Here is a 14564-nt window from a genome sequence, read left to right on the forward strand (position 1 = left end):
ACCGACAGAACGATCCGCCGACATGCCCGTCACCCGACGCCTCGGACAGGCTCTAGTCAGGGTCTGGACTAGCGTGGCCGTTCCACAGTCGCCAGCACCTGCCGTTCATGGTCGACACGGTAGAACTTCCCCCGTTCCAGCTGGTGATGGGGGACGCTCAGCACCGCGAGGTCAGCCGATTCCCGTTCTCTCGTCTCAGGGGAGACGTAACCAAGAGCGGTCTGCTCCATCTGTTCGCGGGTGCGGACCTCGGCTCCGGGCAGGTTGACCACTTGATGAATGTGGTGGATTGCCCCGCTGCCTCTGTTGTACACGACAAACACATACCGTGATTCGGGCTCTACGGGTCCGTCCGTTCCGCCGAGAGGGTCTTGCGACAGCATGTGATCAGCTCCATCGGAAGATATTGCAAACGGCGGTGCCTTCTTGCCTTGAGCCGAGCGCGAGCGCGAACGTGACGCTTGTCAGATGCTCGTCGAACACGGTGTTCGGCCAGTTGTAGAAGTTGTCGCCGAAATCCGTCACGTTCTCCGGCCCTGCGGGATTCGGGCGTGTCCGGAAGCCGCGAATGCCCGAATTGCAAAGGCCTTCGCCATCGGCCTGCCCCAGGCTGACCTGTCCCACGGCTTTCTGGGCGCCGATGTTCATCTCCAGCGTGCCGCCTCCGGTGCTGGACCAGAGGATGTTCCAGTTCATTTCGGCGATCGGCATGGGTGCCCTTCTTCTTTTGCCGGAATCAAGCGCGTGGCAGCGGCGTGCGCTTTCGAAGGGTAATTGCATCATCACCCTTGGTTAAGGGTGACCGCAACCTGCCGGAGGTGCCAGCTGGTGTCCGACGTCGTTGAGGTAGGACCTGAAGTGAGTGCGTCACCGGTTTGACTGGTGACGTCTTCCCGTGCGACAGTCGGAGTGCGCGCATCGTCGGTACACGTGAACGAGCGAGGGGCGTCACATGATCAACAGGCGTGGGTTCGGTACGGCTGTGGGACTGGGTACGGGCGCGGCTGCGGTCTCGCTGGCGGGGGTGCACGGGTCGCGGGCCGCGTCCGCCGCTCCGCGGCGCGCGTCCACGGCAACGGCGGCGTCCGCCGCCCCCGTCGCGCACGCCGCCTTCTCGCGGTTGAAGCAGATCAGGGCCGGCCTGCTGAACGTCGGCTACGCCGAACTGGGCCCCGCCCACGGCCCCGCCGTCATCTGCCTGCACGGCTGGCCGTACGACATCCACAGCTATGTCGACGTCGCCCCGATGCTGGCCGAGGCGGGCTACCGAGTAGTCGTTCCGTACCTGCGCGGCCACGGCACGACGCGCTTCCTCTCCGAGCGGACCTTCCGCAACGCCCAGCAGTCCGCCATCGCGCTCGACATCATCGCCCTGATGGACGCCCTGAAGATCGAGAAGGCGGTTCTGGCCGGCTTCGACTGGGGTTCGCGCACCGCCGACATCATCGCCGCGCTCCGGCCCGACCGCTGCAAGGCCCTCGTCTCGGTGAGCGGATACCTCATCACCAACCTTGAGGCCAACCTGAAGCCGCTGTCCGCCAGCGCTGAGCACACCTGGTGGTACCAGTACTACTTCGCCACCGAGCGAGGCAGGCTCGCCATGGAGGACAAGACCCTGCGCCACGATCTGACCAGGCTCGTCTGGGAAACCGTCTCCCCGACGTGGGACTTCGACGACGGCACCTTCGAGCGCACCGCCGAGGCCTTCGACAACCCCGACTACGCCGCCGTCGTCATCCACAACTACCGCTGGCGGCTGGGGCTCGCCGACGGGGAACGCCGCTACGACCTCCTGGAACGGCGGCTCGCCGCACGGCCGTTCATCGGTGTTCCCGCCATCACCCTCGACCCCGAACGGGATCCCTTCACCGCTCCGGGCGACGGCGCCTCGTACCGCGACAGGTTCACCGGCGAGTACGAGCACCGGACCCTGAAGGGAGTCGGCCACAACCTGCCGCAGGAGGCACCCGCCGCCTTCTCCCAGGCCGTCGTCGACGTGAGCCGCATCTGAAGTCTCACCTGTTGGTCAGGTGACGTACGTGAGCTTGTTCCGCCAGTCCGAGCAGCGACCGAACGGAGTCCAGTCATGGAGAGCACGCAGATAACGGACAGTGGTGCGGCGGCGCGACGAGCGCGGTTCGGCAGTCTGCCGGAGCGCATCCGCCAAGAGGACATGGTCAAAGAGAAGTCGGCGACGGCGAGCGACCCGGCACGGTACGCCTTCAATCCCGAGGGCTCATGGCGGTCCTTCTCCTGCCTCGCCGTCGACCTGGGGCTGTGAGGAACTTGTCGGGCATACCGTCACCTGCCAGAATGGTGATGTGAACCTCGACCATGTCTTCGTCTGCGGAAACCCGGCGCTCGACTTCGTCGCCACGCTCCGAGCGCGCCGTTCGCTGTGCTTCGAGATGTTCGTGACGCCGGACAGGCTGAACGCGTGGTACGTGGAGTCGGGCATCGTCGACGCGGTCTCCCCGAGCCGGGAGACCGACGTCGACGAGGCGACGACCGTACGGGAAGCCATGTATCAGCTGGTCACCGCCCGTCGGCTCGCGGAAGACTACGACAGGGCGGCACTGACCGTACTCAACAACGCGGCACGCAAACCGTCCGCAGTGCCCCAGCTGACCCCGTCGGGGCGCTGGACGCAGGCAACGCCGGAAGAAGCCCTGTCCATGGTGGCCCGCCAGGCCATCGAGCTCCTGAGCGGACCGGACGTCCCCCTGCTCAAGGAGTGCGGCAACCCGGAGTGCACCCGCACTTACATCGACCGTTCACGGGGGATGCGTCGGCAGTGGTGCGGGATGGAGTCCTGCGGCAACAAGATCAAGGCAGCGGCGTACCGCGCCCGCAAGAGGACCGACCCCGCTCCGGCCCACTGAGGTGCCGCACCGGCTCGACCGCCGCGCTCGTGTCGAAGGCGGATCAGCGGCCGGTCGACCCGTCGATCAGTTCGCGGAGGATGTCCGCGTGGCCCGCATGACGGCCGGTTTCCTCGATCATGTGGGTCAAGGCCCAGCGGACGCTGGGACCGGCGCGCCCCGGCCGTCGTCGGGGGACGGGTGCGCTGAGATCGGTGCACCCGTCGAGCACGTCGTTCGCACGCTCGATGGTGTCTCGGTAGCGGGCCACGACATCGGTCACGCTGTCCGCCGGGGCGGCCTGGAACGTGGCCTGCCAGTCGGTGACGTCGTCGCCGAGGAACAGCGAACGCTCGACGTACGTCAGGTGGTTGAGCAGGCCGAGCAGGTTGGTGCCCGAGAGCACTGCGGCCGTGCGGACCTGTGGCTCGGATGTGCTGTCGACCTTCGCGGCGATGGAGGCCCGGAGGTAGTCGAGGAATCCGCGCAACACCTCGGTTTCGCTGCTTCCGGTCCGGGGCGGCGGGGTGTCGCGACGGCGGTTGCCGTGGGTGGTGCCGGCCATCGGGGCTCGCCTTCTTTCGTCGTTGGCCATGTCGGGCGCCGAGTCAGGCGGTGCGGCGGACGAGAAGGACATGGTCGGTGACCTCGGCGGTGCGCCCGTCCGGCCCGGTCGCGGTCCGGCGGGGTGTGTCGGCCCTATCGATCGTCCATGTCCGCGGGGGCAGTTGGAGACCGGCGGCGACTTCCTGCGGGCTGAGGTAGCGGGTGTCGGCGTCCTGGTACCAAGACCACGGTGCGGCCGAGCCGTGGTCGACGACCAGCAGCCTTCCGCCCGGGCGCAGGGCGTGGGCGGCCGCCCGCAGGACGGCCGTCCGGTCCAGGTCCAAGGGCGTGTGCAGATCAGGTCGAAGTCGCCGGGCGGGAAGGACGTGTGCAGGTCGTGCCGCACGGCGCTCACGCGGTCGCCCAGGCCGTGTGATTGGGCGAGAGTGGTGAGACGTTCGACCGCGACGGCCGAGATGTCGGTGGCGGTGACGTGCCAGCCCCGGCGGGCGAGCCACAGTGCGTCACCGCCGGCGCCGCATCCGCGGTCCAGCGCGTGACCGGGCGTCAGACTGATCACCGTCTCGGTGAGGCGAGCGTTGGGTTGCGGATTGTCGGCTGACGGCCGGGCCGCGTAGTGGCGGTCCCAGAACGCGACCGCATCGGTGGTGCTCATTCAAGACTCCTCGCGTCGGTGGGTGCCCAGTGTGGGCAGGCGCACCACGGCCTGGCACGGAATCTTGCGGTAATGGCAAGGTGGGTCATGGATTCTCGTAGCGGGCGGTGTGCCCAGCCGTTCATGAGGCGTCCCTCCGTGGTGCGGGTCTGAGGCTCCGGCAGGTCAGTGAGGTGTGGGCGCCTGGGGCAGGAGGGTGGGCCAGTCCTGGGTAACGGCCCAGTCGGTGAAGCTGCGCCAGCCGACCTCGGGGTAGTCGCGACGCAGCCCGGTGACGTCGACGTCGAGGCCGACGGTGGTGAAGTACTCGAACATGGCTGCCAGGTCCTCCGAGTGGGTCCGGACGTAAGCCAGGGGTACCTCCTGGTGGGCGATCGCGACGCCGGTGGCCGTCGTGAGGGTTTCCGCGATCTGCGCGGGAGTGAGCTCGTCGGAGGCGATGTCGATGCGGCGGCCGGTGAACTCGTCACGGCGCTGCAGGGCCAGCGCGGCGAAGGCGCCGATGTCGGCGGCCGAGATGAGCGTGAGGGGCTGGTCGGCGGGCATCGGCCAGGCGAAGGTGCCGCCGCGCAGCCCGTCGAGGGTCCAGCCGCTGGCGTAGTTGTCCATGAAGGCGGCCGGGGCGATCACCGTCCACGGAACTCCCGCCGCACGCAGGTGGTGCTCGATGAGTTGCTTGCTGTCGTAGTGCGGGACGCCGGTGTTGCGGTCGGCGTGGGCGGCGGAGGTGAACACGATGTGCTCGATACGGGTCTTGGCCGCCGCGTCGACGAGTGCCTTGCCCTGCCGCACCTCGATGGTGGTGTCGGTGCCGAACGGGGTGGTGACCGCGAAGAGGGAGTCCGCTCCGGCGAGGGCGGCCTCCAGCGAGGGGTGGTCGTCGAAGTCGGCGTGACGTATCTCGGCACCGAGGCCGCGCAGGGCGTCGGCGGCGGGTGAGCTGGGCGTGCGGGTGAGGGCGCGGACCTGGTGGCCGGCAGACAGCAGGGCGCGGGCGGTGGCTCCACCCTGGGCGCCGGTGGCCCCGGTGACGGCGACGGTGAGCATGATTCTCCAAAGGGTTCTATTACTGCGAGACGCATTGACTGCGCTACGCAGAAGAGTAGCGCATTTGCTGCGCCGCGCAGTAATCGTGGGCATGATCCGGATCACCGAGCCGTGCCGGGTCCGGTTGCAGAGGAGAGGAACCACTCCCCAGTCGCTCAGCCCAAGGCGGCCGCCGCCCCCTTGAGTACCAACCCGCATCCCAGGAAGAGCACCACGAACGCGGTGCCGAGCGGTGCGAACCGGTTGGCCGCTGCGGCGAGTCGTCCGCGCGTCCGTGTCCGCCCCAGTCGCACGAGGCGTTCCCCGATCCGGACCGCCGCGTACCCGGCAGCCGTGAGGGTGAGGGCGAGCCCGGCCCCGTACGCGAGGACCAGCAGGGCCCCGAACCACGCCTGCCCGAGCGCCGCCGCCCCGACGAGCACCACGACGGCCGAGGGGCTGGGCACGAGCCCGCCCGCGAACCCGAGCAGGACGGTTCCGCGCAGGCCGACGGGCCGGTGGTGATCGTGATGGTGGTCGTCGTGCGGGTGTGAATGGCCGTGCGTGTGAGGAGAGTTGGACTCGTGACTGTGCCCGTGCCCGTGCGGGTGTTCCTTCTGGTGGCGCCGGTTGCGCCATGCCCTGCGTACGAGGACCGTGCCCGCGCCCGCCACCAGTGCGCCGCTGACCACGCCCAGCCAGGACACCACCGAGGGCGTCGCCGCCGAGCCCGCGGCGATCAGGCCGCCGAGTGCGAACACCCCGAGGGTGTGGGTGAGGGTCACCGAGGCGCCGAGCGCCAGCACCTGGCGCAGTGAACCGCGTCCGCCCGCGGCCGCGGCGGCCGCCATCATCGTCTTGCCGTGCCCGGGGGCGAGCGCGTGGAGCGCGCCGAGCAGCAGCGCGGTGCCGAGGGCCAGGGCCGCGAAGCCGGCGGTGAGGTCGCGCCGAGCCACCAGACCGGTCAGCGCCCGGGTCCAGCGGTCGGCGCCGCGCGGCAGCACCCCGGTGGCGGCGGGGCCGGGGGAGTCCGTGGCCAGCGGCGGTCCGCCGGGCGCGGCGCGCAGCTCGGCCGAGGTCCGGTCGGGCGGTGAGGACAGCAGGCCGGCCGGATAGCGTACGAGCCGGTCGGAGACCGAACGAGTGGGCACCGAGGCCGCCTTGAGGGTCATGCGATCGGCCCGTGCGGTGATCTCGCGCCAGCCGGGGCCGTGCCGGGCCGGAGCGTGGAAGTCCACGGCCAGTTCGGCCGCGTCGGGCAGGGGAGCGGCGAGGAGGCATTCGAGCCGGAGTGTGACGAGCCCGGCCTGTCCGGGCCGGACCTGCGCGGAACCGCTCTCCACGGTGAGGGCGGCGGGCCGTCCGGCGGCGGTGACCGTGCTGTCCCGGGCGGCGGCCCGGCACCGCTCGGCCGCCCAGGCGGACCGCTCGTCCGCGGTCATCTCGGCGGCCCGCGCCTGGGTGGCGGGGATCTCCGCGAGGTCCTCGACGTGGTCGACGGTGAGTTTGCCGGGGGCGACGACCAGGCCCTCGTAGTGGTTGACGGTGAAGTTGCCCAGGGGGTGCGCGGGGGCGGCGGCCGACGCCGTGGAGGCCAGGAGGGGGCCGACGAGTGCGGCGACGGCGAGGAGCGCTCCGCCCGCGACCGTGCCGAGCCGAAGAGGCCGGGGCCGGTTCATGACGCTCCCTTCAGGGCGGCCACAGCCTGGCGGGCCAGCTGTGAACCGGTGGGTGAGAAAGCCGGGTTGAGCGCCAGCGCGGCGGTGAGGTCGCGGCGGGCCGCGGCGGTGTTTCCGGCGGCGCGCTCGATGACGCCTCGGTGGTAGAGGAAGGCGGCGTTGCGGTAGCCGGGTGCGGTGGCTCGTTCGGCGTACGGAAGGGCCTCCGCGTCCCGTCCGTTGACGTGCAGCGCCCAGGCGAGGGCGTCCGCCGTGTGCACGGTCCGCCGCTTGGCCCACTCGGCGCGGGCCGCGCGCAGCGCGTCCGCCGGGTCTCCGTGGTCCGCCTCGGCCAGCGCGGTGTCCAGGTCGGTGTCGACGCCGTGGGCGTGGGCCAGCGCGGTCCAGGCGGCGACCAGGCGGTACTGGGCCCGGGCGTCCGCGCCCCGCCCCGCCGTCTCGTACAGCTCACCCAGTGCGACGAGCTGGCTCGGCAGCGGATAGCGGGCGACGACCTGCTCCATACCGAGGGTCGCCGACCGCAGGTCGCCCCGCGCGTACTGGACACGGGCGCGGGTCTCCAGGGCGGGCAGGTAGTCGGGGGCGGCCCGCAGTGCCGTGTCGACCTGCTGCCCCGCCTCCGCGAACCGGCCGTTGCCGAGCGCGAGTTGGGCCAGTGCCGTCGCCACGTAGGCGCGGTCACCGGGGCCGGTGGCCGAGTCGAGGGCCTGCGCCAGGATCCGGTGGGCGGCCTCGGTGTCGCCGCGCAGCTCGTGGACGTACGCGAGCCGGGTGAAGACGGGGATGCCGGGCCTGCGGCCGTCGGCCGTGCGGGCAGCCGCCAACGCCTCGTCGTAGCGGCCGAGTTCGACCAGGGCGTCGATGCGCAGGGCGAGGGCGAGTTCGTCGTAGCCGTTGACGGCGAGCGCGCTGTCGGCGGCGGTGAGGGCGCCGGTGAAGTCGTGGCGGGCGGCGGCCAGCGCGGCGCGCCCCGCCAGTGCGCCGTCGTTGTCGGTGGGCCGCAGCTTGAGCGAGTGCTCCAGGGCCTGTTCGGCCTGCGCGTAGCGGCTGGGGTCGCCGTTGGTCCGCGCCTGCTCGACGTACGCGGCTCCCAGCGAGGCCCACGCGGTGGCGTCCTTGGGCTGCGCCTTGAGGTGGGCCTGCAGAGCGGTGATGCCGCGTGGCAGGTCGGCCGGGTCGAGGCGGCCGGCGGGGGCGGCGGTCACGGCGGGAGCGCGCGGCGCGTCCTGGCCGTCGAAGGCGAGCGCTCCGGCGCTGAGCCCGGCGGCGAGCGCCAGGGCGACGGCGCTCCGGCGCAGGACCCTCCTGCGCCCCCGGGGCGGGGGCACGGCCTGGGTGCCTGTCATGTCGGATCCTTTCAGCAGGCGGAAGGAGCGGTGCGAGAGCGCGGTCTCGAAGAGGGCCGCGGGACGGGGTGAGGACGTGGGGGCCTGGGCCGTCCCCGGTGCGGCCCTGGCCCCCACGGGGCGATCGCTACGCGTTGATCTCCCGGCGCCGCAGCCGCCACCACACGAGGCCTGTGCCGATCAGGACCACGCCCGCAGCGCCGCCCGCCGCCGAGGCGATCAGGAGGGTGTCGTCACCGCCGCCGGACGAGGCGGGGCGCGCCCCGCCGGTGAGCTGGGTGCGGGTCCCGTCGCCCTCCTCGGTGGTCTTCTGGCCGCCCTTGCCGGCGAGCGGGCCCCGCGAACCGGAGGCCGGCAGCGCCACGTACGGGAAGCTCTTGCCGAACTCCGCGTCGTTGGCGTTGACCGCGTCGCCCAAGTCGTTCTTGGCGCCGGTCAGTTCGCCCTCCACCACCTGGAGCGAGATGTCCACCACGTCGTCGGCGAGCCGACGGCCGTTGGGGTAGCCCGCCGTGTCGCCGTCGAGGACGCCCAGCCGCTTGGGCGAGCTGCTCGGCGCTATGGCGGTGTTGAGCCGGATCATCTCCGCCGGGCGTACCTTCGGCGGCTGGTTCAGGTCCTTCACGCCGGTCAGGAACACCGACACCAGGTCGCTGCGCGGCTCCGCCGGGGCCTTGATCTTGTAGATCGACTCGATCAGCTTCGGCAGTTCGGGCTTGGTGACGTACGGAAGGAAGTCGGCGTCGTTCCACGGCGCGGACGCGTTGAACTTGTCCTTGTCCTTGAGCGGCACCACGACCTCGTTGACCAACGGCATCCCGAGCCGGGACACCTGGCTCCAGCCGCCCGAGGCGTTCTTGCGCTGGGTCGTCGACCAGATGCCGACGACCGGCTGCTGCTTCGACTGCCGCAGCTGGACGGTCGGCACCTGGAGGGCGATCGTGTTGACGTTGTAGCCCTTGAGGGTGTCCTTGCCGACCTCGGACAGGTTCCCGCCGTACAGCAGGTCGAAGACCCGCAGGTCGAGGAAGAACGGGTCGTCCGCCTGGCCCGCGAACGCCGTCGTCCCGCCCGGCAGTTGGCGCACCGCCTGCGAGCGCAGCTTGCCGTAGTCGGGCATGGACGCCTGGCCGACGTGGGACGGCGCCACCGGCAGGCCCTGCGCGAGCTTGGTGCTGGAGACGACCTTCTGGTCCTTCAGCTTGAGCAGGTCGATGTCGTACGTCTGGGTGAAGTTGAGGTCGGGGTCGTCCAGCGAGGTCACCGGACCGGTGTTGTAGAGGAACGTGTTGCCGTTCTTGGTGTGGTTCGTGAACGTCCAGCGGTACAGCAGGTCGCCCTGACCGTCCCCGTCGCTGTCGATGTGGATGTCGTGCTGGGCGTCGGCGGCGAACGGATAGAAGTTGGGGCCGCCCGCCGGTTCCTCGAACGGCGTCCAGTTGGCGATGAGCGTCGTCGTGTCCGGCCGGTCCGGGCTGACGAACGCGTACACATCGGTGTTGTCGTACTGGGGCTGCCCGGAGATCAGCGGGGCCTCCCGGTGGCTGGAGGCGGTCGCCGCCCCGGGCCGCAGCGCGGACGCACCGGCGGCTGCGAGCCCCCCGGCGGCCAGCGCACCAGCGGCCAGCACGGCGATGGAGCGGCGTGCCGGCCTCTTCCTGGTGTTCGGTGTCATCGCTTCCGTCCTTCTCGTACGTGCGGTGGAGTGCTTGACGAGAAGCCATTCGGAGCCCGGCTCGCAGCGGATTGGGGGCGCGGGCAATCCATGTGCGCCTCTCGCTCCGAAGGACCCGCGACGGGACAATGGCGCCCGCGGAGAGGGGGGAGCCGGTGGAGGCCGACAGGCTGCTGGTCCTGGTAGCCGGCGGGGACCAGAAGGCGTTCGAGGAGCTGTACGCCCTGGTGTCCGGGCCGGTCTACGGCCTGGTGCGCCGGGTGCTGAGGGACCCCGCCCAGTCCGAGGAGGTCGCGCAGGAGGTGCTGCTCGAACTGTGGCGCTGCGCCGCCCGTTTCGACCCGGGGCGCGGCACCGCGCTGTCCTGGGTACTCACCCTCGCGCACCGCAGGGCCGTGGACCGGGTGCGTTCGGCGCGGGCGGCAGGCGAGCGGGAGGAGAAGGCCGCCCGGCGCTCCGAGGGGCCCGCCTTCGACCAGGTCGTCGAGGAGGTGGAGAGCGGTCTCGAACGCGACTGGGTCCGCCGCTGCCTGGACCGGCTCACCACGCTCCAGCGCCAGTCGGTCACGCTCGCGTACTACGACGGCTACACCTACCGGGAGGTCGCCCAGCGGCTCTCCGTTCCGCTCGGCACGGTCAAGACGCGGATGCGGGACGGGCTGCTGCGGCTGCGAGAATGCCTGGAGAGCGCCGCATGAGCCTCCGCACCGCCCTCAGCCGGATCAGACGCGTCCATTCCCTCGCCGTCCCCTACGCCCTCAACGCCCTGGAGCCGCGCGAGCTGCGCCGTTTCGAACGCCATCTGGCCCGCTGTGCCGCCTGCGCCGCCGAGGTACGCGAGCTCGCCGCCGGGAGCGAGCGCCTGGGCCGCGCCGCCGCCCGCCCGGCCCCGGACGCGCTGCGGGAACGGGTACTCAGGGACGTACGCACGACTGAGCAGGAGCGGGCGGCGCCCGTTCCGTCGCCCCGGACGTCTGCCGTGCGCCGCCCGCTGGTCCTCGCTACGGCCACGACCGCCGCGCTCGCGCTGATCGGCGCCGTGCTGCTCGGGGTGCAGCTGAACCGCACCCAGGACCGGCTCGATGCCGAACGGGCCCGGGCACGGTCGATCGGCGAGGTGCTCGCGGCTCCCGACGCGCGTACCAGTACGGAGCGGGACGGGCGGGGCCGCGGCATCAGCGCGGTCACCGCGCCCGGTCTGCACCGCGCCGTGGTGACCGTGTCAGGACTCGGCGCGGCCCCCGAAGGACGCGTTCGGCAACTGTGGGTGATGGCGGATCAGGGCAAGGCGCCGCGCTCGGCCGGGCTGCTGCACAGCGAACAGCCGTTCGTGGTCACCGGGCTCGCCTTCGGGAGCAGGGCATTCGCGGTGACCGATGAACCGGAGGGCGGCTCGCCTCGTCCCACCACCGCGCCACTTGTCCAACTGGCCCTGGCGCCAGATGCATTCGGAGAGTGAGAACCGCGGAGCCGGGCCACCGGCAGGTGGCCCGGCTCCCCGGTTCTCACCGCAGCCCACTCAACCCGCCGCGGCCTTGACCCGCCGGGATGTCGACCAGTGGCGGGTGATCGGCCGCTCGACGAGGGCGTAGAGCGCCCAGGACGTCAGGACGCACACCGCGAGCAGCGCGGCCATCAACCCCAATGCGACGGGCGTCGAGTAGAGGTCGTGTCCCAGGAGTTTGCGGCCGTAGATGAGCACGATGGAGTGCATGAGATAGAAGGCGAACGATATTTCGCCGAGCCACACCATCGTGCGGTTGCGGAAGATGGTGAACCTCCCCTTCGCGTCGGCCATCGCGGCCGCCGCGATCAGGAGGACGATCGGGATGATCGAGGTGGAGCGCTGGGCGTAGAGCAAGTCCGACTCCTGGGCGAGCCAGTAGCTGCCCGCCAGGAGCAGGCTCGACCAGGCGAGGCCGATGTTGCGCCAGCGCCCGTTGAGCACCGCGTGCGCGACCAGCATGCCGAGCGCGAAATCGAGCAGGCGCACCGGCGGGAGGTCGTACGCGAACCACAACTGCTTCACCGAGGTGTTCCCCGACGTCGAGGTGTTGAGCTGGAGCGTCGGCGAGTCGGGCAGCACCTGGTAGGCGAACAGGGGGGTGAGGATGATCGCCGTGAGCACTCCGCCGATCCAGTACTTCAGGCGTGCCGGATCGATACGCAGGAACAGCCGGTGCAGCAGCGGGAACGAGGCGTAGAAGACCAGCTCGCACGCCAGCGACCAGCTTGGCATATCCACGCTCAGGAGGTACTGGATGTCAGGTATCCATACGTGGACCATGAAGAGGTTGGCGAGCGCCACCCGGGTCGGGGTGTAGGCGGAGGCGAAGAGGAGCATCGCCAGGCCCCAGGTGATCACGTAGTTCGGGTAGACCTTGACGAACCGGCGGCGCCAGAACGCCCGGGCCGTGTCCGTCGGACGGGCCGACCAGGTCAGCACGAAGCCGCTGAGTACGAAGAAGAAGGTGACGCCCAGCGCGCCGGCCTTTTCCGTGGCCCTGTTGAGGTCCATGGCCAGGTTGTCGTCTCCCAGCAGGCGCACCTGGGGGAGGGTCAGTCCGGCATGGCTGATGAAGACCAGGAACGCGGCGGGGAACCGCAGTCCGGTCAGCGAGGGCAGCCGGGTGGGACGGGTGGTCGCGGGCAGCCTGTTCCTGTCCCGCCGGGGCGCCTCACTGGGCGCGCGCAGCACGTCGGTCATGGACAACCTTCCTGAACACGTGGGGGTGGACGCCCGGGGGATGAGGTGGGCGGATCCGGGCAGCGCCTTGGAGGAGTCGGGCTGGGTGCGGTGCCCGGGGTGCGGGGGCCGCTGCCAGGCCGGGCAGTTGGTCTGCGTGCCGTGATGGGCAGGCATTCCGCTGGGGATGCCCGGGCCTTCGCGGTCACGAGCGTCAGCCCCGGGCAGGCCGCCACGGCTGGGCTCGCGGACGTCGTTCGCAGATGCTGGCGGGTAACGGCCCTGCGCCCTGTGCGACATGACCTCTGCGAAGACACCTCAATTCTGGGCGAGGGGGTCTGAGGCGTCGTTGGCTCCCAGCGCATGGTTGTTGGCGTGGAACGCTCTGTCGGTTCTCGACCGGGCTGCACTTTGCTGGCTGTTTTGGATCACTGTTGCCAGAGTGTGTGTGAGGTAGGGATGCGTTCAACAGTCGTCGACACCGCCGAGTTTCCCGTCAGCGAGCGGCCGGGGGCGTGGGCCGGGGCCATGGCCATGGCGCGGGTGCCCCAGCGCGTCACCCCCCTGGAGGCGGGAACCTTCCAAGCGCGGATCGAGATGATGCCCCTGGGTGCCGGGCAGGTCTCCGTCGTCTCGTCGTACGCCTCCGTGATCGCGCAACGGACACCCCGGCACATCCGGCAGTCCGACCCGGAGATGCTCCGGGTCATCCTCGCCACGTCAGGAGCGGTGGGCATCGAACAGTGCCGGCAGCGAACCCTGCTCAAGCGCGGAGAGATGGGCTTCGGCGACAGCTCGCACCCCATCGAGATCCATGCGGGCGACACCCCCGCCCGGCATCTCATCTTCCAGTTCCCGAAGAAGCTCCTGCGCCTCCCGCGCGAGCAGTTCACCCGGCTGTACGGCCTGTCCCTGCCGTGGACACAGGGCGTCGGCCGTCTGTTCGGCCAGTTCCTGGGCGGACTCGCCGACGAGTACGCCCAGTACACAGCGCAGGACGCCACCCGCCTGGAAGCCACCGCGCTCGACCTGCTGTCGACCGTACTGGCGCACCACCTCGACCAGGACGCCTCATCCGGCGGCCCTGCCCTGTCCGGTGCCTCCGGTCAGCGGGCGCTGTTCCTGCGGATGAGTGCCTTCATCGCCGAGCATCTGCCCGACCCCGACCTGGGGCCGGAAACCATCGCCGCGGCCCACCATCTCTCCCTGCGGTACCTGCACCGCGTCTTCCAGGACAACGACACCACACCCCGGGCCCTCATCCGACAGCAACGACTCGACCGCTGCCGCAAGGACCTGGCGGACCCGGCCCTGCAGCACCTCACGATCCACGCCATCGCCGCACGCTGGGGCTACCCCCAACCCGACGGCTTCTCCCGCGCCTTCCGCACGGCCACCGGAATGTCCCCCAGCGAATACCGGGCCACGCAGCGCTACGCCCAGCTCGTCGGCCTCGCTCACGCCGAGAACGACGTGCCGTGCCGAGACCCGTACGACACCGCGTGTTGATGTCCGGCGCGGCATGCGGCACCGTGCAAGGAACCGATCGGAGAGGAATCCCATGCGCCGCCGCAAGAAAATGCCCCTTCTGCTCACCGCGCCGCTGCTCCTCGCGGGGGTGTCCGTCGCGATGCCTGTCGCATTCGCCACCCCGGCGAGCGCCGCCCCGCACGGCTGCCAGTCGACGAAACTGGACCACGCCACCGCGAGTTCCACCTGCCACTACGGACCAGGTCAGCAGCGCGTGGTGATCACCTGCCTGGATGGTGTCAACGGGGAGAGGTACGCGTTCAACGGTCCGTGGGTGCAGTGGTACCAGACCTCGAAGGCCTCGTGCGCGGCGCCGTACCGGCAGAACATCTCGTACATCACGATCCAGGTCCGCTGACCTGACCGCGCAGGTCAGCAGTTGGAGGCAAGCAGACAACTGAATCACCGGTCTGTGAACCGGGGTGAATCCTTTGGAGCACGCCGTGCCTCTTATGGGCGTGCGGACGACCGTGTCCGCCCCGTACTCCACCAGGAGGACCCCATGACCACCGTCGTCATCGCCGCCGCGGCCGCCGCGC

15 protein-coding genes and 1 pseudogene are annotated in these 14564 nt (G+C 70.6%); 7 read left to right on the top strand and 9 right to left on the bottom strand.

Annotation, left to right across the window (positions count from 1 at the left end):
* Positions 1-68: 68 nt before the first annotated feature.
* Together IE252_RS34750 and IE252_RS34755 are read right to left on the bottom strand one after the other, a co-directional pair.
* On the bottom strand, positions 69-383 hold the full coding sequence (locus IE252_RS34750) for a hypothetical protein (RefSeq protein ID WP_190093455.1): 315 nt from the start codon (positions 381-383) through the stop codon (positions 69-71).
* Between the two features lie 4 nt (positions 384-387).
* On the bottom strand, positions 388-711 hold the full coding sequence (locus IE252_RS34755; protein ID WP_190093456.1) for a hypothetical protein: 324 nt from the start codon (positions 709-711) through the stop codon (positions 388-390).
* Positions 712-952: 241 nt separating this feature from the next.
* Here IE252_RS34755 and IE252_RS34760 point away from each other — a divergent pair, with 241 nt between their 5' ends.
* The 3 genes from IE252_RS34760 to IE252_RS34770 all read left to right on the top strand — a co-directional run bounded on the left by IE252_RS34760 (position 953) and on the right by IE252_RS34770 (position 2882).
* A complete protein-coding gene (locus IE252_RS34760) occupies positions 953-2011 on the top strand; it encodes an alpha/beta fold hydrolase (RefSeq protein ID WP_190093457.1) in 1059 nt (352 codons plus the stop codon).
* A gap of 75 nt (positions 2012-2086) precedes the next feature.
* The gene (locus IE252_RS34765) at positions 2087-2281 is read left to right on the top strand and encodes a hypothetical protein (protein WP_190093458.1); all 195 of its coding nucleotides are present in this window, start codon (positions 2087-2089) and stop codon (positions 2279-2281) included.
* A gap of 40 nt (positions 2282-2321) precedes the next feature.
* On the top strand, positions 2322-2882 hold the full coding sequence (locus tag IE252_RS34770) for a CGNR zinc finger domain-containing protein (protein ID WP_190093459.1): 561 nt from the start codon (positions 2322-2324) through the stop codon (positions 2880-2882).
* A 43-nt stretch (positions 2883-2925) separates the two neighbouring features.
* Here the strand turns inward: IE252_RS34770 and IE252_RS34775 are convergent, their stop codons facing one another.
* From IE252_RS34775 to IE252_RS34800, 6 genes and pseudogenes are all read right to left on the bottom strand, one after another.
* Complete coding sequence (locus IE252_RS34775) at positions 2926-3426, bottom strand: DinB family protein (protein WP_190093460.1); 501 nt, start codon at positions 3424-3426, stop codon at positions 2926-2928.
* 43 nt (positions 3427-3469) lie between these two features.
* Positions 3470-4083: pseudogene (locus tag IE252_RS34780) on the bottom strand (class I SAM-dependent methyltransferase).
* Between the two features lie 165 nt (positions 4084-4248).
* A complete protein-coding gene (locus IE252_RS34785; protein ID WP_190093461.1) occupies positions 4249-5130 on the bottom strand; it encodes an NmrA/HSCARG family protein in 882 nt (293 codons plus the stop codon).
* A 155-nt stretch (positions 5131-5285) separates the two neighbouring features.
* Positions 5286-6788: a sulfite exporter TauE/SafE family protein gene (locus tag IE252_RS34790; RefSeq protein ID WP_190093462.1), complete on the bottom strand. Its 1503-nt coding sequence runs from the start codon at positions 6786-6788 to the stop codon at positions 5286-5288.
* Positions 6785-8134: a tetratricopeptide repeat protein gene (locus IE252_RS34795; protein WP_190093463.1), complete on the bottom strand. Its 1350-nt coding sequence runs from the start codon at positions 8132-8134 to the stop codon at positions 6785-6787. Before IE252_RS34795 ends, IE252_RS34790 begins: the two co-directional genes overlap by 4 nt.
* Positions 8135-8261: 127 nt before the next feature.
* Positions 8262-9809 (bottom strand): DUF4331 domain-containing protein, encoded by a 1548-nt coding sequence (locus IE252_RS34800; protein ID WP_190093464.1) that lies wholly within the window; start codon positions 9807-9809, stop codon positions 8262-8264.
* A gap of 128 nt (positions 9810-9937) precedes the next feature.
* On the opposite strand from IE252_RS34800, the gene IE252_RS34805 reads away from it, so the two are divergent.
* Both IE252_RS34805 and IE252_RS34810 read left to right on the top strand, forming a co-directional pair.
* Positions 9938-10507, top strand: a complete 570-nt coding sequence (locus IE252_RS34805; protein ID WP_268248447.1) for a sigma-70 family RNA polymerase sigma factor — start codon at positions 9938-9940, stop codon at positions 10505-10507.
* Entirely contained in the window at positions 10504-11268 is a 765-nt protein-coding gene (locus IE252_RS34810; protein ID WP_190093466.1) for an anti-sigma factor, read from the top strand. Before IE252_RS34805 ends, IE252_RS34810 begins: the two co-directional genes overlap by 4 nt.
* Positions 11269-11328: 60 nt before the next feature.
* Here the strand turns inward: IE252_RS34810 and IE252_RS34815 are convergent, their stop codons facing one another.
* On the bottom strand, positions 11329-12672 hold the full coding sequence (locus IE252_RS34815) for an acyltransferase family protein (RefSeq protein WP_229848984.1): 1344 nt from the start codon (positions 12670-12672) through the stop codon (positions 11329-11331).
* 282 nt (positions 12673-12954) lie between these two features.
* Here IE252_RS34815 and IE252_RS34820 point away from each other — a divergent pair, with 282 nt between their 5' ends.
* Together IE252_RS34820 and IE252_RS34825 are read left to right on the top strand one after the other, a co-directional pair.
* Positions 12955-14004, top strand: coding sequence for an AraC-like ligand-binding domain-containing protein (locus tag IE252_RS34820; protein ID WP_190093467.1), 1050 nt, complete (start codon positions 12955-12957; stop codon positions 14002-14004).
* Between the two features lie 52 nt (positions 14005-14056).
* The gene (locus tag IE252_RS34825) at positions 14057-14383 is read left to right on the top strand and encodes a hypothetical protein (protein WP_190093468.1); all 327 of its coding nucleotides are present in this window, start codon (positions 14057-14059) and stop codon (positions 14381-14383) included.
* Positions 14384-14564 lie beyond the last annotated feature (181 nt).

Origin of the sequence: Streptomyces melanogenes, assembly GCF_014649795.1 — a bacterium.
GTDB classification, from domain to species: Bacteria; Actinomycetota; Actinomycetes; order Streptomycetales; family Streptomycetaceae; genus Streptomyces; species Streptomyces noboritoensis.